The sequence below is a fragment of the Tenacibaculum sp. MAR_2009_124 genome, from assembly GCF_900105455.1.
In the GTDB taxonomy this organism is placed as follows: Bacteria; Bacteroidota; Bacteroidia; order Flavobacteriales; family Flavobacteriaceae; genus Polaribacter.
Map to the genome: position 1 here is coordinate 694155 of NZ_FNSF01000007.1, position 26665 is coordinate 720819.

A 26665-nucleotide genomic window follows, 5' to 3' on the forward strand; every position below is an offset into this window, starting at 1 on the left:
GAATGAAAAAGATATTTCTAATAATTAGTATAATTTGTTGCAGTATAAAATTATCTGCGCAAGAGATAGATTTACCACAATATGTGAGCCATTTAGCGGACAATCCGTTTTTAATATCTCCAGCATATGCTGGGATTGGAACAGGACTGCAGATCAGATTGAATGGAGTTAGCCAATGGATTGGTGTAAATGAAGCTCCTGATACGCAATCATTAACTGTTGAAGCGCGTCTTTCAGATACATTTGGTGGAGGAATCACGGTATTTAATGATAGAAACGGTTTTACTTCCCAACAAGGAGCTCGTTTATCATTAGCAAAGCATTTAACATTAAGCGATTTTCATGATAGCTTTTTATCATTCGCTTTAACATATAATTATACACAATTTAATATTGATACATTTGATAATAATACTTCTCAAGTAGTGCCTAATAGAGCGATTGGGAATTCAAATTTCGATGTTGGTATGTTATATCGTTATGAACGTTTTAGTTTAAGTGCCAATGTGGTGAATTTATTAGATCGAAAAATTGAAGATTTTGAGTCTAACGAACCAAAAGTTCTCAGAAAGTATAACATCTTCGGATCATATGTTTTTTCAAGAATCAGTCGTAACTTTGAATTAGAACCTTCAGTTTTGGTAGAGTACAGAGAGTTTGACAAACGTTCGAGAACGGATGTAAATTTAAAAGCGCGTAGAGGTGTAAGAGATGGCTATGTATGGGCAGGGATAAGTTATACATTCTTAAACGATCAGTTTTTTACTCCCAATGCGATTGCACCGTTATTCGGTTTAAAAAAGGGCAGTTTTTATGCTTCCTATGGTTTTAGTGTAAATGTAAACAGAACCCAAGATTTTAATTACGGAACGCATATGGTTACTTTAGGTTTCGATTATGAACGAAGACCAAGTTTAGCACGTTGTACGCAAAAGATGGTAATATTCTAGAAAAAATAGTAATATAAAATTTAAAATCCTCAAGGTTATCTGATAATCTTGAGGATTTTCTTTTTCTTTGCAGTAATGAGCGCAAATAATCAAGAATCTATTAACCTTAACAAATTTATCAGCAGTACTGGTGTTTGTTCGAGGCGAGATGCAGAAAAATTTATAGTTGAAGGAAGAGTAACCATTAATAATGAAGTTGCTCAATTAGGAAATAGAGTATTTGAAGGAGATATTGTTAAAATAGATAACAAGCCTTTAAAAACGAAACCTAAAACACAATACATTGCTTTAAACAAGCCAGTAGGAATTGTTTGTACAACTGATAGTAAGGAAAAAAAGAATATCGTAAAGTTTGTTGGACATTCAGAACGATTGTTTCCAATTGGAAGATTAGACAAACCTTCTGAAGGCCTTATATTTTTGACCAATGATGGTGACATTGTAAATAAGATTTTAAGAGCTGGAAATAATCATGAAAAAGAATATATAGTAACAGTTGATAAACCCTTTGACGAAAGATTTATACAGCGTATGTCCAATGGAATACCAATTTTAGGAACTGTTACAAAAAAATGTGAAGTACATAGAATAAATAATAAAACATTTAAAATTGTTTTAGTTCAAGGGTTAAACCGACAAATTAGACGAATGTGCGAGTACTTAGGATTTGAAGTAAAGAAGTTAAAACGCACAAGGATCATGAATGTCACTTTAGGAAGTTTAAAAACGGGAGAGTCGCGAGAGTTAACTGCATTTGAAATGGAGCAAATTAATCGATTAGTTTCAAAGTCATCGAAAACCGAAGAAGCTTCATTAAGTATTCCTAAAAAGAAAAAATCACCTCCTAAAAAAGATATTAAAAATAGATTTGGTAGAAGGCGAAATCGATGATAATATACTATTGATAAGACTTTCAGTAAGAGTACTCTATTTTTGGTATTAGTTGTTATGGTATAAGCATGGTGGTACTTACTATATAAAGAAGGTGACACTCACCGCATAAGGAAGATGTCACTCACTGCATAAGCATGGTAGCACTCATTGGATAATAACAGTATACCTTAGTCCTGATTATATTGAGATTTCTACTATATTTTTAGTTTTATTGAAGAATTAATAAGTATTTGAACACTATATATTCTTAATAATCAAGTTAAAAGTTAATAACAATAAGAAACTTTTAACTTTCTACTTTTCAACATTAAACTTACATACGTATCTTTGTCAACTATGCAGTTCGATTTAAAAATAAAAGACCCTAAAAGTAAAGCCCGTGCAGGTGTTATTACAACAGACCACGGAACTATAGAAACTCCAATATTTATGCCAGTTGGTACCGTAGGTACGGTTAAAGGAGTACATCAGTCAGAGCTTAAAGATGAAATTAATCCAGATATAATTTTAGGAAATACCTATCATTTGTATTTACGTCCACAAATGGAAATCATTGAACAAGCAGGAGGATTGCATAAGTTCATGAATTGGGATAGAAATATTCTTACAGATAGTGGTGGATATCAAGTGTACTCGCTTTCAGGAAGGAGAAAAATTAATGAAGAAGGAGTTAAGTTTAAGAGTCATATTGATGGATCAACGCATTTTTTTACGCCTGAAAATGTAATGGAAATTCAACGTACTATTGGAGCAGATATTATCATGGCTTTTGATGAATGTACGCCCTATCCTTGCGATTATGGTTATGCAAAACAATCAATGCACATGACGCATAGATGGTTAAAACGTTGTATCAATCACTTGGAAAAAGTACCGACAAAATATGGTTATAGTCAAACTTTTTTTCCAATTGTTCAAGGAAGTACTTATACCGATTTAAGAAAGCAATCTGCTGAGTTTATTGCATCAGTGGAGGCAGAAGGAAATGCTATTGGAGGATTGTCAGTAGGAGAACCTGCCGAAGAGTTATATGCAATGACAGATGTTGTTTGTAGTATTTTACCAGAAGATAAACCTCGTTATTTAATGGGAGTAGGAACTCCTATAAATATTCTTGAAAATATAGCACTAGGAGTTGATATGTTCGACTGTGTAATGCCTACAAGAAATGCAAGAAATGGTATGTTGTTTACGGCACACGGTACTATAAATATTAAAAATAAAAAGTGGGAAAATGATTTTTCTCCAATTGATGAAATGGGTATCACCTTTGTTGATACTATGTATTCTAAAGCATATTTAAGACACCTTTTTGCAGCAAAAGAAATGTTAGGAAAGCAAATAGCCTCTATTCACAATCTTGGTTTCTATCTTTGGTTAACACGCGAAGCTAGAAAGCATATAATAGCTGGAGATTTTGCTGACTGGAAAGATAAAATGGTGAAACAAATGGACAAACGCTTGTAGATTGAAGCTTTTAGATAGATACATATTAAAAAGATATTTGGTAACATTTTTGTTCACCTTACTCATCTTAATACCAATAGCAGTAGCTATTGATATAGCCGAAAAAATAGATAAATTTTTGAGGCATGAAAACTTAACTTTCTTTGAAGTAGTAAATGATTATTATAAGAATTTTGTTATTTACTATGCGAATACCTTCATGCCGTTGGCGCTATTTATAGCGGTTATTTTATTTACATCGAAGCTAGCTAATAATACAGAAATAGTTGCAATAAATAGTTCTCAAGTATCTTTTACTAGATTTTTGTATCCTTATTTTGTAGGAGCTACAATCATAACAATTGTGGCGATATTCATGAATCACTTTTTTGTTCCAAGTAGTAGCAAAACCCGAAGAGTTTTTGAAAAAAAATATCTTTCAAGTAAAAAGTATGAAGATAAAACGGTAAGAGATTTTAGCTTACAGTTAAATGATAGCACCTATATATTTATACAAAATTTTAATCTGGATAGGAACTCTGGATATAATTTCTCTAAAGAAGTGTATGATGGAATTCATTTGAAGTATAAGTTGATAAGTGATAATATCAATTGGAATAAAAAAGACAGTACTTTTAAATTATATAATTGGAAAGAGAGAAAAGTATTTAAAGATAGAGATAGTATTTTTACAGGAAACTCTATGGATACAACTTTTGCTTTTACTCCCAACGATCTAAATTATAAGTCGATAGTGGCACAAGAAATGAGATCTGGAGAGTTAAAAGACTTTATAAAAATTTCGAAAAAAAGAGGAATAAAAAATCTGAATGCTTATTATGTTGAATTGTATAAGAGAACCAGTTTACCAATGGCCTCTTATATTTTAACCTTAATCGCGGTAGCGTTAGCTCATAAGAAGAAAAGAGGTGGATTGGGAGTTAATTTAGCTTTGGGTATAGCAGCCATGTTTGTTTATGTGTTTTTTATGAAAATAGGAGAAGTACTAGGTGCGGTAGCAGGAGCAGATCCATTGATTAATGTTTGGATGCCAAATATTATGTTTGGGATGTATGCAATTTATTTATATTGGAATGCAAGGAAATAAACTGAAAAATTATGTACACTTACATTTTATTGTCTTTATTTGGGGATTTACCGCAATTTTAGGAGCTTTAATTTCCATTGATGCCATTCCTTTGGTATGGTTTAGAATGTTCATGGCCGTTGGCTTTATTCTTTTGTATTTCTTGGTAAAGGGAGAGAATTTGAAGATTGATTCAAAAGCTGTTTTTAAATTTATTTTCTCTGGAATAATAATAGCCATTCATTGGATCACCTTTTTTAAAGCAATAAAGGTTTCTAATGTGTCGGTAGCACTGGTAACAATGAGTACAGGTGCTTTTTTTACCTCAATGATTGAACCTGTTTTTTTTAGAAAAAGAGTGCAGATCATAGAAATTTTCTTAGGTCTTTTGGTAATTTTAGGACTGTATATAATTTTCAATTTCGAAAGTAAGTATACTTTAGGTATTATATATGCGTTAATTTCGTCGTTTTTATCAGCATTGTTTTCTGTTTTAAACGGATTGTATATTAAAAAGTATGAGGCAACTGTTATTTCTTTTTATCAATTATTATTTGGTGCAATAGGAATAACATTTTTTTTATTTTTTACAAACCAATTTTCACAAGAATTTTTTAATTTAAAATCGTCAGATTGGTTTTATCTTATTTTGTTAAGTAGCTTTTGTACAGCATATGCTTTCATAGCTTCAGTAAAGGTAATGAAGTATATAACTCCCTATACTGTAATGTTAACAATTAATTTGGAGCCTATTTATGCAATAGTTTTGGCCTTATTATTATTAGGTGAAAAAGAACAGATGAACCCAGAGTTTTATTATGGAGCTTTAATTGTTTTAGCAGTAGTATTGCTAAATGGAATCATAAAAAACAGAAACGTACTAACGAAAAAAATATCAGCAAAAAAAGAGTAAAAAAATCATTCAAATAAGTTAGCTGTATAAATTTTTAGTATGTTTGCCTTCACGAACAACTGAATATAATTAAGTAAAAAATCAAACTATAACACTATGGAATATTTAGATTTTGAAATGCCGATAAAGGAATTAAAAGAACAATTGGCAAAATGTTATGACATAGGAAAAGAAAGTGATGTAGATGTTACAGAAACATGTAGCAAAATAGAAAAGAAACTAGAAGCAACTAAAAAAGACATATACAAAAATTTAACTCCTTGGCAAAGAGTACAATTGTCTCGCCATCCAAATAGACCTTATACACTAGATTATATTAAGGCACTTTGTGGAGATACGTTTATGGAGTTGCACGGAGATAGAAGTGTGAAAGACGACAAAGCTATGATTGGTGGTTTAGGAAAGATTGGTGATCAATCTTTTATGTTCATTGGTCAGCAAAAAGGGTACAATACTAAAACACGTCAATACCGAAATTTTGGTATGGCAAACCCAGAAGGGTATAGGAAGGCATTGCGATTAATGCGCATGGCTGAGAAATTTGGTATTCCTGTGGTAACTTTTGTCGATACGCCTGGTGCCTATCCTGGACTTGAAGCCGAAGAAAGAGGGCAAGGTGAAGCCATTGCTAGAAATATCTTTGAAATGTCTCGCTTAAAAACACCTATTATTACCATAATAATTGGTGAAGGTGCTTCTGGAGGAGCCTTGGGGATTGGAGTAGGAGATAAAGTTTTTATGCTCGAAAACTCATGGTATTCGGTAATATCTCCCGAAAATTGTTCATCCATTTTATGGAGAAGTTGGGAGCAAAAAGAAAAGGCGGCTGAGGCATTAAAACTTACAGCAGAAGATGGTATCAAATTAAAAATTGTTGATGGAATAATCAAAGAGCCTTCAGGAGGAGCTCACTCAGATAGAGAAGGAACTTTTGAAGCTGTTAGAAATCAAATTATATCAACTTATGGTGAATTAAAAAGTATCGATATTACTGAAATGATCAATACGCGTATGGATAAATATGCCAATATCGGCGTTTTCAAAGAATAGTTGATCATAAAAAAATAGAAAAATCAAGACCGAAAGTAAATTTTACTTTCAGTCTTTTTTTTAATACCACACATCTACACTTAATAGCATTTCGCAGAAATTTAGCAGTTATCCTTATTATAAACGGTTAATTTAAGGATGTATAGTTCTTATAATCAGATTAAAATTATACATAGGATATTTGAGTTGAATTTTATATTCATCTTAATTACTTACTTTTCTAGTATCGTAAGAAGATTAATAATCAATGTAATAGATTAATAAAAAGCTTAAAGTTTTGTTAAGGTTTGTTAAAGTGGCTGAATTCAAGTCATAAATGCAACTTTTCGATTAAATAATAATTTTTCCATTTCAAATATAGGAGTTTCAAAATTAAGTCGTTTTCTGGGTCTGTTATTTAACTTTGTTTCAATCTCTTTTATGTATTGTGCTGACAGTGTTTTAAAATCTGTGTTTTTAGGGATATACTGCCTGATTAAACCATTTAAATTTTCATTAGCCCCACGCTCCCAAGAATGGTATGGGTGTGCAAAATAATAGTCTATAAATGATTTTTCTGCTACGCTTTGATGTTCTGCAAATTCTTTTCCGTTATCGGAAGTCATCGTAAAAATATATGGTACCCAGTCTTCTAGTAGTTCGGTTATTGTTTCTTGTACTACTTTGGCTTGTTTTGATGGTGTTTTTTTCATTTTTAACATACCACTAGCTCTGTCGTTTATAGTAACGATGGCTTGTTCGTGGTTTTTACCAATGATTAAATCTACTTCTAAATCACCGAAACGTTCTCGCTTTTCGACCTCTAATGGTCGTTGTTCAATACTAATTCTGTTTTTTATAATACCTCTATTGTCTTTGCTTGCTCCTCGATTTCGATATTTTCTACCTTGTCTGCGAAGATGCGTGTATAGTGTTCCTGATGCTTTTTTGTCATGCCAAATATGTTGATAAAGACGTTCTACAGAAACGATAGATTTTCCTTGCTTTACTTAAATTCAACTAATAAATGCAACTTTTCGATTAAACAATAATTTTTCCATTGCTGAATTAAGCGCTTTTTTAATCTTTAATCATATGTTTTTGGTTGTTCATCGATTTAATTGGGTTGATAGTCTTTAATTTTGTTTGAATTATGGTTTATTTTAGCTATTTTTGAGTATGTAAATTAAATATAAACACCCCTTAAATGATGAAAACAAATACTTCTTAACAAAAATACTAACTTGTTATTGCTATTATACTGCTATTACTACTACCTTACCTAACCAATCTAAGAATGACAATATATAGAGATTTATAAATATAAGCCTCTAACAATTTGATTAGTTCATGATAAAACTCTTTCTGGAGTTTAACAACGATTTTTTTACTCAAGCCTATGCAATAATTCCCTCCCCCCCACTCATTTGGCGAGTTTCAGAGAATCCATGAAAATAATATTAAAACAAGCATGAAGCAGTTTGCTTCATGTTGTAAATGATAAATGCTCTTATAGTATTATAAATGAGGTTGTAAACTATAGGTAGCGTATTAATAGATGTAAGTAAAATCTTAGTATGAGTGCAAAAAATAGAATCAAGTTTACTCAAAACGCTTTAACCATTGGTGTTTTCTATGCTGTTTTTTTAATAGTCTTAAATAGTGATATTTTTGGTTTTAGCTATGTTTTTAAAGAAGGCAGTAAAGGTAATCTGTCTTCGGATTCAAAAGTTGAAATGTTTCAAAATGCTCTCGAGGCAGTTGAGACTAACCCAGAAAAAAGTACGGTTTTAATTCGTAATGTTAATAGTTGCGCTTATATAGATGTCAATGTAAAAGATGGTTTTTTTCTAAAATCAAAATTTCGTAGCTATAACGCTACGTTATCAACAAAAAGTAATGATTTACATATATTTTCTCACGGTAAATCGGGGGCATTGTACCTAGAAAATAAATGGTTAAATAAAAAGGAAATCCTGAAATGGATTTTAAGAACGAACCTAAAAATAACCAGTGTTTCCAATATCTATATCTACGGTTGTGACTTTGCTAAGGGAGAAGAAGGAAAAGAAGCAGTAGAATATTTGCAAAGAAAACTTAAAGCGAAAGTATTTGCTTCAGAAAATAAAACTGGAGTAAACGGAGATTGGTTTTTAGAACAAGGTGAACTTGATATGGGAGACTATTTTAAAGGCTATTCTTATGCACTTCAAGATAGTGATGGAGATTCTGTTAATGATCTTGACGATTTAGATGATGATAATGATGGTGTTTTGGATACTAATGAATGTAATTTAATCTCTTTTAATCTTAATTGGGCTGATTTAGGATTAACTGATGCAGGAGTAAGCCAAGCGTCAGGTCAAACCATATCTGATATGGGAGCTGCTTTAGGAATACCCGCATTAAATGGTATTGGAATTACGGTGAAGTTTAGTACTACAGGAACTCCAACTCCTACAGGAGGTTTAGTTGGTGCTTCAGGTAGTCCTTGGTTTCTATTAGCTCATGCTATTAATTCCAGCAGGAAGCTAGAAATTTCATTTACGAGATCTTTTGAAAAGATATCCTTGATATATGATGGGCAATTTACGGAAGGAGAGTATGTGAATTTTGCGCCTTCAGGAGGTAATTTACTTCAACCTGTTGCGCCTGTAGCGGGGCTGAATATAACTTCTCAAGGAATAACCAATCCTATTGGTGGTCCAACGCTTGTTGGTACAAGTTTTCCACAATATGAAGTGGTGAATAGTTCAAATATAGAGCTTGAGGCTGGGGTTTTAGCTGGTGGTTCAAATAATTCTGGTAATGGAGTACTATTAACGATAAGGTACAGAATATGTGATACCGATGGCGATGGTATTGAAAATAGGTTAGATACAGACAGTGATAATGATGGTTGTAATGATGTTTTAGAGTCGGGAGGAACTGATGGAGATAATGATGGTATTTTAGACGGCACAGGTTTTGATGGTAACGGACAAGTAACAGGAGGAACTGGAGGTTATGATGGAGCAACTGGAAATGAATTTTTGGCTACTCAAGTAGTTGTAGATGCAAGTGCATTGGTAAATCAAACCATTCAAATAGGAGAACCAACAACCTTTACTATTAGTACTGCCACAGCTACAGCAACATCGGTTTATAGCGGTTCACCTCCTTCCACCTTACCTGATTATACAGATGGTTCTGCAACAGATATTTCAGGTACAATAGTATACCAGTGGCAGGAAGACGGTGTTAATTTAGCCGATGGAGGGGTGTATTCAGGAACGAATACTGCTAATTTATCGATAAGTGATGTCACTGGATTAGATGGCAAAGTATACAATTTGATAGTAACACATCCAGATAATTCTTGTATAAACATTCAAAATAATGCAGTGCTTACGGTAATTGATCCTTGTACCGATGGAGCTATTGTAGGAACACCAACCGCCAATGATACAGACGGAGATGGCATCAATGATGTTTGTGATTTAGATGATGATAATGATGGTATTTTGGATTCAGAAGAATGTAATCATACTTATTCGGCCATGCGAGTTCAGGAATTACAGGCTCCATCAAATGTTACAGGAATAAGTTTTTCTAACGATATAAGTGGTTTGTGGGAGCTTCCATCTGGTAGTGTGATAGTTAATGTAATTAATTTGAACACAAATACGAATGGAACATATGTGAATACGTCATCACTTACAGAATTTTATTTTTCAGGAACGGTTCCTGTTTTAGTCAGAGTAAGCCATGGTGCAGCTATGGGACTTGGTGGGTTTGACGGTATTGATGCCATAGATGGAACTGCTTATACTTTAGTGTCTAATTTAGACCCTCAGTTCTCGCATACAATAACGGGAAATTCATATCAAGTTTTACATGATGGTTCCACTTCAACTACTGTCAATTCCGAATCATATGTATGGGAGTCCGAAACTAATGTAACAGGAGTGATAATAACTGCGAGTGGTAATGGAAGTGGTTATACGTTGAGCGTAATACCTGATGGTTATTTTTGCGATACAGATGGTGATACTATTCCTGATCATTTAGATTTAGATAGTGATAATGATGGCTGTTATGATGTTGTAGAATCTGGGGGAACTGACGGAGATAATAATGGCATTTTAGATGGAACAGGTTTCGATACTAATGGGCAAGTAACAGGAGGAGCTGGAGGTTATGATGGAGCAACTGGAAATGAATCAGCGGCTACTCAGGTGGTTGTAGATGCTTCCACACTAATAGATCAAGCTGTTAATGAAGGCAACCCAACCACGTTTAGTATTGCTTCCGCTTCGGGAACAACGACATCAACTTATACAGGTACCCCACCATCTACCTTACCTGATTATACGGATGGTTCGGCAACAGACGTTACAGGTAGTATTGTATACCAATGGCAAGAAGACGGTGTTAATTTATCCGATGGAGGGGTGTATTCAGGGAGTAATACCGCTATCTTATCAATAAGTGATGTCACTGGATTAAATGGGAAGGTGTATAATTTGTTGGTAACTCATCCCGATAATGTCTGTATAAGTATCCAAAACAGTGCAGTGCTTACAGTAATAAATCTCTGTAATGAAGGTGCTATTTTAGGAACACCAACAGCCAATGACCCTGATGGAGATGGAGTGAACAATATTTGTGATTTGGATGACGATAATGATGGTATTTTAGATGTCAATGAAAATAAATGTGTTGGTGAAGGAATAGCAGCGCTTTCAGGTTTCCAAACATGGAACGGACCTAGTGGGGGAGGAGTAACAATTACGTCGAGTCAATCGGGTGATACCTCAGTATTCGAAACGGAAAATACCCCGCAATCCTATGTTATTTTTGGAAATCATGTAATTGAAACCAATGCGGTGATAAAATCTCGTTTGGATGGAGGTTCTTTTACATTAAACTATGCTTTTAGTTCCGAAATTCCAGCTACTGAGTTTGCGTTTGTGGTATCTGATATTAATAATGGAGGTATTTTGTCTTTAGATTTGTCATCGAATACTGGAACCGCAACAATTTCAGATTTTGTTGTTTCAGAATCAGGTATTAAACCAGACGCAACATTTCCATATGATCAGAGTACTGGACAAAGTATAGTGCCTAATGATTCCAATAGGTACTCAGGTATTATTGTAGGGAATACTCAAGCGACTGTAAAGGAAATATCAATAACATTTGCAGGTCTTGGAACTGTTGGGACCGAAACTGTTTTTTCGAACGTACTCTGGCGCTGTTTTAGCGATTTTGATAATGATGGAATCGAAGATAGTTTCGATTTAGATAGTGATAACGATGGTTGTAATGATGTTGTAGAATCTGGGGGAATAGATGCAGATGACGATGGGATTTTAGACGGTTCAGGTTTTGATGCCAATGGGCAGGTAACAGGGGGGACAGGAGGTTATGATGGAGCAACTGGAAATGAAACAGAGGCAACTACATTACAGGTAGGTACGCAACCAAGTGATGCAACTATTTGTTTAGGAAGTAATACAACTTTTACTGGAGCAGCTTCTTCATTGAGTACAACAACCTATACAGGAACAGCACCTACAACCACTCCAGATTATAGTGATAGCACGGCAGCTACGGTAGATTTAGTATATCAATGGCAAGAACAAGTAGGAGGAGCAGGAGCATGGAATAATATTACCAATGGAGGTATTTATAGCAATGCAACCACGACAAGCTTAACATTAACAAACCCATTAATAGGAGCTTCAACTAATAAATATAGATTGGTAGTTACAAGTACGAAAAATGTATGTGCTAGTGTATCAAGTTCAGAAGCTACCTTAACAATTAATAATGTAACAGGAGGAACCATAGCAGCAAATCAAACGATTTGTTCAGGAGAAGATCCAGTAGCATTTACTGAAACAGTAGCTTCTGCAGGAAGCGGAACCTTGAGCTATCAATGGGAAAGTAGTACTGATGGATCAAGTTTTACTCCAATAGGAGGGGCTACAGGAACTACATATGATGTGGGAGTTCTTACACAAAATATGTGGTATAGAAGGGAAGCTTCATCTTTATTGAATAGCGTTACTTGTACAGCATTGAGTAATGTTGTTCAGATTACAATTGATCCAGTGCCAACCATTAGTATTGATGATATTACGGTAGCGGAAGGAACTACAGCCAATTTTACGGCAACGTTAAGTCAAGCAATTGCTTGTGATGTTACTTTTGATGTAACTACAAGTGATGGTAGTGCAGTAGCCCCAGGCGATTATACAGCGCAAAGCAGTCAGAGTTATACGATTACTGCAGGAAGTACTACGGTAACGATTCCAGTAGTTACAATTGATGATACTGTTTATGAACCAACCAATGAGACTTATACAGTAACTTTAAGTAATGTCCAAACAGGAACAGGAAGTTCGATAACGACAACAGATTTAGAAGGAGCAGGAACAATCACCGATACAGGCGATAGTGCACCAACAATCAGCATTGATGATATTACAGTAGTTGAGGGAGCCACGGCGAACTTTACCGCTACGTTGAGTAATCCATCTCAATACGATGTTACTTTTAATGTAAGTACGAGTGATGGCAGTGCAGTAGCCCCAGGCGATTATACAGCACAAAGCAGTCAGAGTTATACGATTACCGCGGGAAGTACTACAGTAACGATTCCAGTAGTTACAATTGATGATACTGCTTATGAACCAACCAATGAGACGTATACAGTAACTTTAAGTAATGTCCAAACAGGAACCGGAAGTTCGATAACCACCACGGATTTAGTAGGAGCAGGAACGATTACTGATACAGGCGATAGTGCACCAACCATTAGCATTGATGATATTACAGTAGTTGAGGGAGCTACAGCGAACTTTACCGCTACCTTAAGTAGTGCCTCACAATACGATGTTACCTTTAATGTAAGTACGAGTGATGGTAGTGCAGTAGCCCCAGGTGATTATACAGCACAGAGTAGTCAGAGTTATACGATTACCGCAGGAAGTACTACGGTAACGATTCCAGTAGTTACGATTGATGATACTGTTTATGAACCAACCAATGAGACGTATACAGTCACGATGAGTAGTGTAAGTATTGGTTCACCAACTCCAGAGACAATTAATACCACAGATTTAGTAGGAGCAGGAACAATCACTGATACAGGTGATAGTGCACCAACCATTAGCATTGATGATATTACAGTAGTTGAGGGAGCTACAGCGAACTTTACTGCTACCTTAAGTAGTGCCTCACAATACGATGTTACCTTTAATGTAAGTACGAGTGATGGTAGTGCAGTAGCCCCAGGTGATTATACAGCACAGAGCAGTCAGAGTTATACGATTACCGCAGGAAGTACTACGGTAACGATTCCAGTAGTTACGATTGATGATACTGTTTATGAACCAACCAATGAGACGTATACCGTTACAATGAGTAGTGTAAGTATTGGTTCACCAACTCCAGAGACAATTAATACGACAGATTTAGTAGGAGCCGGAACAATTACTGATACAGGTGATAGTGCACCAACAATCAGCATTGATGATATTACAGTAGTTGAGGGAGCTACAGCGAACTTTACCGCTACCTTAAGTAGTGCCTCACAATACGATGTTACCTTTAATGTAAGTACGAGTGATGGTAGTGCAGTAGCCCCAGGTGATTATACAGCACAGAGCAGTCAGAGTTATACGATTACCGCAGGAAGTACTACGGTAACGATTCCAGTAGTTACGATTGATGATACCACTTACGAGCCAACAGATGAGACGTATACAGTTACGATGAGTAGTGTAAGTATTGGTTCACCAACTCCAGAGACAATTAATACGACAGATTTAGTAGGAGCAGGAACAATCACTGATACAGGTGATAGTGCACCAACTATTAGTATTGATGATATTACAGTAGTTGAGGGAGCTACAGCGAACTTTACCGCTACCTTAAGTAGTGCCTCACAATACGATGTTACCTTTAATGTAAGTACGAGTGATGGTAGTGCAGTAGCCCCAGGTGATTATACAGCACAGAGCAGTCAAAGTTATACGATTACCGCAGGAAGTACTATGGTAACGATTCCAGTAGTTACGATTGATGATACTGTTTATGAACCAACTAATGAGACGTATACAGTTACGATGAGTAGTGTAAGTATTGGTTCACCAACTCCAGAGACAATTAATACCACAGATTTAGTAGGAGCAGGAACAATCACTGATACAGGCGATAGTGCACCAACCATTAGCATTGATGATATTACAGTAGTTGAGGGAGCTACAGCGAACTTTACTGCTACCTTAAGTAGTGCCTCACAATACGATGTTACCTTTAATGTAAGTACGAGTGATGGTAGTGCAGTAGCCCCAGGTGACTATACAGCACAGAGCAGTCAGAGTTATACGATTACTGCAGGAAGTACTACGGTAACGATTCCAGTAGTTACGATTGATGATACTGTTTATGAACCAACTAATGAGACGTATACAGTTACGATGAGTAGTGTAAGTATTGGTTCACCAACTCCAGAGACAATTAATACGACAGATTTAGTAGGAGCAGGAACGATTACTGATACAGGTGATAGTGCACCAACCATTAGCATTGATGATATTACAGTAGTTGAGGGAGCTACAGCGAACTTTACCGCTACCTTAAGTAGTGCCTCACAATACGATGTTACCTTTAATGTAAGTACGAGTGATGGTAGTGCATTAGCCCCAGGTGATTATACAGCACAGAGTAGTCAGAGTTATACGATTACCGCAGGAAGTACTACGGTAACGATTCCAGTAGTTACGATTGATGATACTGTTTATGAACCAACCAATGAGACGTATACAGTCACGATGAGTAGTGTAAGTATTGGTTCACCAACTCCAGAGACAATTAATACCACAGATTTAGTAGGAGCAGGAACAATCACTGATACAGGTGATAGTGCACCAACTATTAGTATTGATGATATTACAGTAGTTGAGGGAGCTACAGCGAACTTTACCGCTACCTTAAGTAGTGCCTCACAATACGATGTTACCTTTAATGTAAGTACGAGTGATGGTAGTGCAGTAGCCCCAGGTGATTATACAGCACAGAGCAGTCAAAGTTATACGATTACCGCAGGAAGTACTATGGTAACGATTCCAGTAGTTACGATTGATGATACTGTTTATGAACCAACCAATGAGACGTATACAGTTACGATGAGTAGTGTAAGTATTGGTTCACCAACTCCAGAGACAATTAATACGACAGATTTAGTAGGAGCAGGAACAATCACTGATACAGGTGATAGTGCACCAACCATTAGCATTGATGATATTACAGTAGTTGAGGGAGCTACAGCGAACTTTACTGCTACCTTAAGTAGTGCCTCACAATACGATGTTACCTTTAATGTAAGTACGAGTGATGGTAGTGCAGTAGCCCCAGGTGATTATACAGCACAGAGCAGTCAGAGTTATACGATTACTGCAGGAAGTACTACGGTAACGATTCCAGTAGTTACGATTGATGATACTGTTTATGAACCAACTAATGAGACCTATACAGTTACGATGAGTAGTGTAAGTATTGGTTCACCAACTCCAGAGACAATTAATACGACAGATTTAGTAGGAGCAGGAACAATCACTGATACAGGTGATAGTGCACCAACCATTAGCATTGATGATATTACAGTAGTTGAGGGAGCTACAGCGAACTTTACCGCTACCTTAAGTAGTGCCTCACAATACGATATTACCTTTAATGTAAGTACGAGTGATGGTAGTGCAGTAGCCCCAGGCGATTATACAGCACAGAGTAGTCAGAGTTATACGATTACCGCAGGAAGTACTACGGTAACGATTCCAGTAGTTACGATTGATGATACTGTTTATGAACCAACCAATGAGACCTATACAGTTACGATGAGTAGTGTAAGTATTGGTTCACCAACTCCAGAGGCAATCACGACCACAGATTTAGTAGGAGCAGGAACAATCACTGATACAGGTGATAGTGCTCCAACCATTAGCATTGATGATATTACAGTAGTTGAGGGAGCTACAGCGAACTTTACTGCTACCTTAAGTAGTGCCTCACAATACGATGTTACCTTTAATGTAAGTACGAGTGATGGTAGTGCAGTAGCCCCAGGTGATTATACAGCACAGAGCAGTCAGAGTTATACGATTACTGCAGGAAGTACTACGGTAACGATTCCAGTAGTTACGATTGATGATACTGTTTATGAACCAACTAATGAGACCTATACAGTTACGATGAGTAGTGTAAGTATTGGTTCACCAACTCCAGAGACAATTAATACGACAGATTTAGTAGGAGCAGGAACAATCACTGATACAGGTGATAGTGCACCAACCATTAGCATTGATGATATTACAGTAGTTGAGGGAGCTACAGCGAACTTTACCGCTACCTTAAGTAGTGCCTCACAATACGATATTACCTTTAATGTAAGTACGAGTGATGGTAGTGCAGTAGCCCCAGGCGATTATACAGCACAGAGTAGTCAGAGTTATACGATTACCGCAGGAAGTACTACGGTAACGATTCCAGTAGTTACGATTGATGATACTGTTTATGAACCAACCAATGAGACCTATACAGTTACGATGAGTAGTGTAAGTATTGGTTCACCAACTCCAGAGGCAATCACGACCACAGATTTAGTAGGAGCAGGAACAATCACTGATACAGGTGATAGTGCTCCAACCATTAGCATAGATGATATTACAGTAGTTGAGGGAGCTACAGCGAACTTTACCGCTACCTTAAGTAGTGCCTCACAATACGATGTTACCTTTAATGTAAGTACGAGTGATGGTAGTGCAGTAGCCCCAGGTGATTATACAGGACAGAGCAGTCAGAGTTATACGATTACCGCAGGAAGTACTACGGTAACGATTCCAGTAGTTACGATTGATGATACTGTTTATGAACCAACTAATGAGACGTATACAGTTACGATGAGTAGTGTAAGTATTGGTTCACCCACTCCAGAGACAATTAATACGACAGATTTAGTAGGAGCAGGAACAATCACTGATACAGGTGATAGTGCACCAACCATTAGCATTGATGATATTACAGTAGTTGAGGGAGCTACAGCGAACTTTACTGCTACCTTAAGTAGTGCCTCACAATACGATGTTACCTTTAATGTGAGTACGAGTGATGGTAGTGCAGTAGCCCCAGGTGATTATACAGCACAGAGTAGTCAGAGTTATACGATTACCGCAGGAAGTACTACGGTAACGATTCCAGTAGTTACGATTGATGATACTGTTTATGAACCAACTAATGAGACCTATACAGTCACGATGAGTAGTGTAAGTATTGGTTCACCAACTCCAGAGACAATTAATACGACAGATTTAGTAGGAGCAGGAACAATCACTGATACAGGTGATAGTGCACCAACCATTAGCATTGATGATATTACAGTAGTTGAGGGAGCTACAGCGAACTTTACTGCTACCTTAAGTAGTGCCTCACAATACGATGTTACCTTTAATGTAAGTACGAGTGATGGTAGTGCAGTAGCCCCAGGTGATTATACAGCACAGAGTAGTCAGAGTTATACGATTACCGCAGGAAGTACTACGGTAACGATTCCAGTAGTTACGATTGATGATACTGTTTATGAACCAACCAATGAGACGTATACCGTTACGATGAGTAGTGTAAGTATTGGTTCACCAACTCCAGAGACAATTAATACCACAGATTTAGTAGGAGCAGGAACAATCACTGATACAGGCGATAGTGCACCAACCATTAGCATTGATGATATTACAGTAGTTGAGGGAGCTACAGCGAACTTTACCGCTACCTTAAGTAGTGCCTCACAATACGATGTTACCTTTAATGTAAGTACGAGTGATGGTAGTGCAGTAGCCTCAGGTGATTATACAGCACAGAGCAGTCAGAGTTATACGATTACTGCAGGAAGTACTACGGTAACGATTCCAGTAGTTACGATTGATGATACTGTTTATGAACCAACTAATGAGACGTATACCGTTACAATGAGTAGTGTAAGTATTGGTTCACCAACTCCAGAGACAATTAATACCACAGATTTAGTAGGAGCCGGAACAATTACTGATACAGGTGATAGTGCACCAACAATCAGCATTGATGATATTACAGTAGTTGAGGGAGCTACAGCGAACTTTACCGCTACCTTAAGTAGTGCCTCACAATACGATGTTACCTTTAATGTAAGTACGAGTGATGGTAGTGCAGTAGCCCCAGGTGATTATACAGCACAGAGCAGTCAGAGTTATACGATTACCGCAGGAAGTACTACGGTAACGATTCCAGTAGTTACGATTGATGATACCACTTACGAGCCAACAGATGAGACGTATACAGTTACGATGAGTAGTGTAAGTATTGGTTCACCAACTCCAGAGACAATTAATACGACAGATTTAGTAGGAGCAGGAACAATCACTGATACAGGTGATAGTGCACCAACCATTAGCATTGATGATATTACAGTAGTTGAGGGAGCTACAGCGAACTTTACCGCTACCTTAAGTAGTGCCTCACAATACGATGTTACTTTTAATGTAAGTACGAGTGATGGTAGTGCAGTAGCCCCAGGTGATTATACAGCACAAAGCAGTCAGAGTTATACGATTACCGCAGGAAGTACTACGGTAACGATTCCAGTAGTTACGATTGATGATACTGTTTATGAACCAACCAATGAGACGTATACAGTTACGATGAGTAGTGTAAGTATTGGTTCACCCACTCCAGAGGCAATCACGACAACAGATTTAGTAGGAGCAGGAACAATCACTGATACAGGTGATAGTGCACCAACCATCAGCATTGATGATATTACAGTAGTTGAGGGAGCTACAGCGAACTTTACCGCTACCTTAAGTAGTGCCTCACAATACGATGTTACTTTTAATGTAAGTACGAGTGATGGTAGTGCAGTAGCCCCAGGTGATTATACAGCACAGAGCAGTCAGAGTTATACGATTACCGCAGGAAGTACTACGGTAACGATTCCAGTAGTTACGATTGATGATACTGTTTATGAACCAACCAATGAGACCTATACAGTCACGATGAGTAGTGTAAGTATTGGTTCACCCACTCCAGAGACAATTAATACGACAGATTTAGTAGGAGCAGGAACAATCACTGATACAGGTGATAGTGCACCAACCATTAGCATTGATGATATTACGGTAGTTGAGGGAGCTACAGCGAACTTTACCGCTACCTTAAGTAGTGCCTCACAATACGATGTTACCTTTAATGTAAGTACGAGTGATGGTAGTGCAGTAGCCCCAGGTGATTATACAGCACAAAGCAGTCAGAGTTATACGATTACCGCGGGAAGTACTACGGTAACGATTCCAGTAGTTACGATTGATGATACTGTTTATGAACCAACTAATGAGACCTATACCGTTACGATGAGTAGTGTAAGTATTGGTTCACCAACTCCAGAGACAATTAATACGACAGATTTAGTAGGAGCAGGAACAATCACTGATACAGGTGATAGTGCACCAACCATTAGCATTGATGATATTACAGTAGTTGAGGGAGCTACAGCGAACTTTACTGCTACCTTAAGTAGTGCCTCACAATACGATGTTACTTTTAATGTGAGTACGAGTGATGGTAGTGCAGTAGCCCCAGGTGATTATACAGCACAGAGTAGTCAGAGTTATACGATTACCGCAGGAAGTACTACGGTAACGATTCCAGTAGTTACGATTGATGATACTGTTTATGAACCAACCAATGAGACCTATACCGTTACAATGAGTAGTGTAAGTATTGGTTCACCAACTCCAGAGACAATTAATACGACAGATTTAGTAGGAGCAGGAACAATCACTGATACAGATGATAGTGCACCAACCATTAGCATTGATGATATTACAGTAGTTGAGGGAGCTACAGCGAACTTTACCGCTACCTTAAGTAGTGCCTCACAATACGATGTTACCTTTAATGTAAGTACGAGTGATGGTAGTGCAGTAGCCCCAGGTGATTATACAGCACAGAGCAGTCAGAGTTATACGATTACTGCAGGAAGTACTACGGTAAAGATTCCAGTAGTTACGATTGATGATACTGTTTATGAACCAACTAATGAGACCTATACAGTCACGATGAGTAGTGTAAGTATTGGTTCACCAACTCCAGAGACAATTAATACCACAGATTTAGTAGGAGCAGGAACAATCACTGATACAGGTGATAGTGCACCAACCATTAGCATTGATGATATTACAGTAGTTGAGGGAGCTACAGCGAACTTTACCGCTACCTTAAGTAGTGCCTCACAATACGATGTTACCTTTAATGTAAGTACGAGTGATGGTAGTGCAGTAGCCCCAGGTGATTATACAGCACAGAGCAGTCAGAGTTATACGATTACCGCAGGAAGTACTACGGTAACGATTCCAGTAGTTACGATTGATGATACTGTTTATGAACCAACTAATGAGACCTATACCGTTACGATGAGTAGTGTAAGTATTGGTTCACCAACTCCAGAGACAATTAATACGACAGATTTAGTAGGAGCAGGAACAATTACTGATACAGGTGATAGTGCACCAACCATTAGCATTGATGATATTACAGTAGTTGAGGGAGCTACAGCGAACTTTACCGCTACCTTAAGTAGTGCCTCACAATACGATGTTACCTTTAATGTAAGTACGAGTGATGGTAGTGCAGTAGCCCCAGGTGATTATACAGCACAGAGCAGTCAGAGTTATACGATTACCGCAGGAAGTACTACGGTAACGATTCCAGTAGTTACGATTGATGATACTGTTTATGAACCAACTAATGAGACGTATACAGTTACGATGAGTAGTGTAAGTATTGGTTCACCAACTCCAGAGACAATTAATACGACAGATTTAGTAGGAGCAGGAACAATCACTGATACAGGTGATAGTGCACCAACCATTAGCATTGATGATATTACGGTAGTTGAGGGAGCTACAGCGAACTTTACCGCTACCTTAAGTAGTGCCTCACAATACGATGTTACCTTTAATGTAAGTACGAGTGATGGTAGTGCAGTAGCCCCAGGTGATTATACAGCACAGAGCAGTCAGAGTTATACGATTACCGCAGGAAGTACTACGGTAACGATTCCAGTAGTTACGATTGATGATACTGTTTATGAACCAACAGATGAGACGTATACAGTTACGATGAGTAGTGTAAGTATTGGTTCACCAACTCCAGAGACAATTAATACCACAGATTTAGTAGGAGCAGGAACAATCACTGATTTAGGTGATAGTGCACCAACGATCAGCATAGATGATATTACGGTTGTGGAAGGAAGCACCGCAAACTTTACCGCTACCTTAAGCAATCCCTCACAATATGATGTTACTTTTGATGTAACAACGAGTGATGGTAGTGCAGTAGCCCCAGGCGATTATACTGCTCAAAGTAGTGCAAGTTATACGATTACCGCAGGAAGTACTACCGTAACGATTCCAGTGGTAACGATCAATGATACTACGTACGAACCAACAGATGAGACCTATACCGTTACAATGAGTAACGTAAGTATTGGATCAACTCCAGCAGAGGCAATTACAACGACTGATTTAGTAGGAGCAGGAACAATTACTGATTTAGGTGATAGTGCTCCAACCATTAGCATAGATGATATTACGGTTGTGGAAGGAAGCACCGCAAACTTTACCGCTACCTTAAGCAATCCCTCACAATATGATGTTACTTTAGATGTGACCACATCTGATAATACTGCGCAAGTAGGAGCAGATTATTTGGCTCAGACTAGTGTGGGTTATACAATTCCTATTGGAAGTACAACAATAACGATTCCGATAACAACGATAGACAACAATGTCTATGAAATTAGTGAGACTTATAATGTGTTGATGAGCAATGTCAGTATTGGCTCACCAACACCTGAAACCATAACCACTACTGATTTACAAGGAGAGGGAACGATTACAGATAATGATGTGAATGATCCATGTTTACCAGATGCAACAGATAGTGATGGTGATGGCGTATGTGATGCGATAGATCCCGATCCAAGTGATCCATGTAATCCAGATAATACAGATGCGGATGGTGATGGCGTATGTGATACGATTGATCCAGACCCAGCAGATCCATGTAATCCAAACAATGTAGATTCAGATAATGATGGGGTATGTGATACGGTAGATCCTGATCCAACGGATCCATGTAGTCCAGACAATACCGATGCAGATGGCGATGGTGTATGTGATACAGTAGATCCTGATCCAGCGGATCCATGTAATCCAAATAGTGTAGATTCAGATAATGATGGTGTTTGTGATACGGTAGATCCCGATCCAACGGATCCATGTGTACCAGATAATACAGATGCAGATGGTGATGGCGTATGTGATACCGTAGATCCAAACCCAACGGATCCATGTATACCAGATAATACCGATGCAGACGGCGATGGGGTTTGTGATACAATAGATCCAGATCCAACGGATCCATGTAGTCCAGACAATACCGATGTAGATGGTGATGGTATATGTGACACCGTAGATCCCGATCCAAGTGACCCATGTATTCCAGATAATACCGATGCAGATGGCGATGGTGTATGTGATACAATAGATCCAGACCCAACAGATCCATGTAATCCAACAAGTGCAGATACTGATGGCGATGGTGTATGTGATGCTATCGATCCCGATCCAAGCGATCCATGTAGCCCAGATGCTACGGATGCAGATGGCGATGGCGTTTGTGATACAATAGATCCCGATCCAACCGACCCATGTAATCCAACCAGTACCGATACTGATGGCGATGGCATTTGTGATGCAGTAGATCCTGATCCAAGTGATCCATGTAGTCCAGATGCAACAGATGTTGATGGCGATGGTATTTGTGACGCAATAGATCCAGATGTAACAGATCCATGTGGTCCAGAAGATTTGGATAGTGATGGCGATGGTGTTTGTGATAGTGTAGATCCTGATCCAAGTGATCCATGTGTACCAGATGCAACGGATGCAGATAATGATGGCGTATGTGATAGTGTAGATCCCGATCCAGCGGATCCATGTAATCCAAATGGACACGATGAGGATGGCGATGGCGTATGTGATGCAGTAGATCCAAATCCAACGGATCCATGTGTACCCGATGCAACAGATAGTGATGGCGATGGTATCTGTGATAGTGTAGATCCAAACCCGACCGATCCATGTATTCCAAACGGACATGATGAAGATGGTGATGGTGTTTGTGATGCCGTAGATCCAAACCCAACGGATCCATGTATTCCAAATGGAATAGATGCGGATAATGATGGCGTATGTGATAGTATAGACCCAGATCCAGCAGATCCATGTAATCCAAATAGTAATGACGAAGATGGCGATGGTTATTGTGATGGAGTAGATCCAAATCCAACAGATCCATGTATTCCAGATGCAAGCGATGCCGATGGCGATGGTATTTGTGACACGATAGATCCCGACCCAAATAATCCATGTAATCCAGATAGTGCAGATGAAGATGGTGATGGTTATTGTGATGCAATAGATCCGAATCCAACAGATCCATGTATTCCAGATGCAACAGATGCGGATGGCGATGGTATTTGTGATACGATAGATCCCGATCCAAATAATCCATGTAACCCAGATAGTGCAGATGAAGATGGCGATGGTTATTGTGATGCAATAGATCCAAATCCAACCGATCCATGTATTCCAGATGCAACAGATGCCGATGGCGATGGTATTTGTGATACGATAGATCCTGATCCAAATAGTCCATGTGATCCAAATGCATTAGATACCGATGGCGATGGCGTATGCGATACAGTAGATCCTGATCCAACAGATCCATGTAGTCCAAATGGAGCAGATACCGATGGCGATGGCGTATGTGATGCGATAGATCCAAATCCAACGGATCCATGTATACCAAATGGAACAGATGTAGATGGCGATGGTATTTGTGATACGGTAGATCCAGATATAACAGATCCATGTCCAATAGGAGCACCAGATGCGGATGGCGATGGTATTTGCGATGCAGTAGATCCCGATCCAGCAGATCCATGTGTTCCAAATGGAACGGATAGTGATGGCGATGGTGTTTGTGATAGTGTTGATCCTGATCCAAATGATCCATGTAGCCCGGATAATACAGATGCAGATGGCGATGGCGTATGTGATACAATAGATCCCGATCCAGCGGATCCATGTAACCCAAATAGTAGTGATGAAGATAATGATGGCGTTTGTGATAGTGTAGATCCAGATCCAACAGACCCATGTAATCCAGATAGTGCAGATGCAGATGGCGATGGTATTTGTGATACAGTAGATCCCGATCCAGCGGATCCATGTAATCCAAATAGTAATGATGAGGATAATGATGGCGTTTGTGATACTGTTGATCCAGATCCAACGGATCCATGTGTACCAAACAATACAGATGCAGATGGCGATGGAATCTGTGATACGGTAGACCCTGATCCAGCAGACCCATGTAATCCAAATAGTAATGATGAGGATAACGATGGTGTATGTGATACCGTAGATCCCGATCCAACAGATCCATGTATACCAAATAACACAGATGCAGATGGCGATGGCGTTTGTGATACAGTAGACCCCGATCCAGCAGATCCATGTAATCCAAATAGTAATGATGAGGATGGTGATGGTGTATGTGATACAGTCGATCCAGATGTAACAGATCCATGTAGCCCAGATAGCGCTGATGCAGATGGTGATGGAATCTGTGATACGATAGACCCCGATCCAGCAGACCCATGTAATCCAAATAGTAATGATGAAGACGGTGATGGCGTTTGTGATACCATAGACCCAGCACCAAGTGATCCATGTATACCGGATAACACGGATGCAGATGGCGATGGTGTATGTGATACGGTAGATCCCGATCCAACGGATCCATGTATACCTAATGCAACAGATATAGATAATGATGGCGTTTGTGATACAATAGATCCCGATCCAACCGACCCATGTAATCCAAATGTAACGGATAGTGATGGTGATGGCGTATGTGATGTGATTGATCCAAATCCAGCAGATCCATGTATCCCAAATCCATTTGCAATAGCCACAGGGGATTGTGATGGTGATGGAATAAGCAATGGTTCAGAATACGATGCAGACGGAGATGGAAACGGACCAGACGACTCAGATGGAGATGGTATTCCAGATGTCTTAGATACTGATGATGATGGCGATGGAATTCCAACCAGCGAAGAGGTTGGTACTGATCCAACGAGTCCAACCGATACCGATGGTGATGGAACACCAGATTATTTAGATACCGATAGTGATAATGACGGAGTATCCGACCTTATAGAAGGCGGAGGCGATCCTAGTCTAGATGCTGATAATGACGGTGTGATTGATGATCAAACTGATACCGATGGTGATGGACTGGCAGATTCAGTAGATCCAGATAATGGAGGAACTTCATCAACAGGACCAGATAGTGACGGCGATGGACTTCCAGATTACCAAGACTTAGATAGTGATGGCGATGGTATCAATGATGTAGATGAAGCAGGAGGAACAGATACCGACGGAGATGGTCAAATAGACACAGGAGACTTGGTAGATGGAAACAATCTACCAGACACTGATGGCGATGGAACCCCAGATGTTGAATGAGCCAAACAATCGATGCTTTGCCAGGTAAGTTTAGATGCGATGGCGATGGCGTAATTGATGATCAAACTAGATAGTGACGGTGATGGTATTGCAGATTCTGTAGATGGTTTAGATGGTTTCGGAGATGCCTTGACTAACCGATACCGATGGAGATGGTATCGAAGATTATATGATCTTAGATTCTGATAATGATGGAATCTTAGATAGTGTAGAACAAGCGGTGCGATCCAAATAGAGATACCGATGGCGATGGTATTCCAGATCATTTAGATTTAGATAGTGATGGCGATGGTATTTCGGATCTAATAGAGAGTGGCCAAGATGCAGCGACACTTGATGCGACGGCGATGGAGTACTTGATAGCACAGTAGATGCCGATAACGATGGGGTATTGTAGATACAGCTGATAATGTGATAATGATGTAGCTGCAGGCGGAAGCACTGATCCAGTAGGATACGATGGCGATGGTAATCCAGATTTCCAAGATTAGATAGTGATAATGATGGTATTTCGGATTTAGTAGAAAGCGGTTCAGATCCTAATTTAGATATTGATAATGATGGTAAAATAGATAGTACCACGGATAGTGACGGTGACGGTATGGTAGATTCAGTGGATCCAGATGATGGAGGAAGTTCTCCTGATGTCACTGATACTGAT

Annotated in this window: 10 protein-coding genes; 9 read left to right on the forward strand and 1 reads right to left on the reverse strand. The window is 38.4% G+C overall.

The features are described 5' to 3' along the window. Positions 1–2 precede the first annotated feature (2 nt). The 6 genes from BLW23_RS19845 (at position 3) to BLW23_RS19870 (ending at position 6340) form a co-directional block, all read left to right on the forward strand. Positions 3–950, forward strand: a complete 948-nt coding sequence (locus tag BLW23_RS19845) for a PorP/SprF family type IX secretion system membrane protein (RefSeq protein WP_093673153.1) — start codon at positions 3–5, stop codon at positions 948–950. 75 nt (positions 951–1025) lie between these two features. Continuing rightward, the gene (gene rluF / locus BLW23_RS19850) at positions 1026–1841 is read left to right on the forward strand and encodes a 23S rRNA pseudouridine(2604) synthase RluF (RefSeq protein WP_093673155.1); all 816 of its coding nucleotides are present in this window, start codon (positions 1026–1028) and stop codon (positions 1839–1841) included. Positions 1842–2180: 339 nt separating this feature from the next. Next, positions 2181–3311 carry a tRNA guanosine(34) transglycosylase Tgt gene (gene tgt, locus BLW23_RS19855; RefSeq protein WP_093673157.1) on the forward strand — a complete coding sequence of 377 codons (1131 nt, stop codon included), beginning with the start codon at positions 2181–2183 and terminating at the stop codon, positions 3309–3311. Between the two features lies 1 nt (position 3312). Next, positions 3313–4398 carry an LptF/LptG family permease gene (locus tag BLW23_RS19860; RefSeq protein ID WP_093673159.1) on the forward strand — a complete coding sequence of 362 codons (1086 nt, stop codon included), beginning with the start codon at positions 3313–3315 and terminating at the stop codon, positions 4396–4398. Further along, on the forward strand, positions 4385–5290 hold the full coding sequence (locus BLW23_RS19865; RefSeq protein ID WP_093673219.1) for a DMT family transporter: 906 nt from the start codon (positions 4385–4387) through the stop codon (positions 5288–5290). The genes BLW23_RS19860 and BLW23_RS19865 overlap by 14 nt, the downstream gene beginning before the upstream one ends. Before the next feature lie 96 nt (positions 5291–5386). Further along, positions 5387–6340 carry an acetyl-CoA carboxylase carboxyltransferase subunit alpha gene (locus BLW23_RS19870; RefSeq protein ID WP_093673161.1) on the forward strand — a complete coding sequence of 318 codons (954 nt, stop codon included), beginning with the start codon at positions 5387–5389 and terminating at the stop codon, positions 6338–6340. Between the two features lie 305 nt (positions 6341–6645). On the opposite strand, the gene BLW23_RS19875 is transcribed toward BLW23_RS19870, so the two are convergent. Next, a complete protein-coding gene (locus BLW23_RS19875) occupies positions 6646–7311 on the reverse strand; it encodes an IS30 family transposase (RefSeq protein ID WP_143032237.1) in 666 nt (221 codons plus the stop codon). A 585-nt stretch (positions 7312–7896) separates the two neighbouring features. Here BLW23_RS19875 and BLW23_RS19880 point away from each other — a divergent pair. From BLW23_RS19880 to BLW23_RS23790, 3 genes are read left to right on the forward strand one after another with little or no spacing between them, the layout of a single operon-like run. Further along, positions 7897–26004 carry a Calx-beta domain-containing protein gene (locus BLW23_RS19880; RefSeq protein ID WP_093673163.1) on the forward strand — a complete coding sequence of 6036 codons (18108 nt, stop codon included), beginning with the start codon at positions 7897–7899 and terminating at the stop codon, positions 26002–26004. A 57-nt stretch (positions 26005–26061) separates the two neighbouring features. Beyond that, entirely contained in the window at positions 26062–26190 is a 129-nt protein-coding gene (locus BLW23_RS23785; RefSeq protein ID WP_255362843.1) for a hypothetical protein, read from the forward strand. After that, positions 26174–26239, forward strand: a complete 66-nt coding sequence (locus BLW23_RS23790) for a hypothetical protein (protein ID WP_255362849.1) — start codon at positions 26174–26176, stop codon at positions 26237–26239. The genes BLW23_RS23785 and BLW23_RS23790 overlap by 17 nt, the downstream gene beginning before the upstream one ends. Positions 26240–26665: the final 426 nt, after the last annotated feature.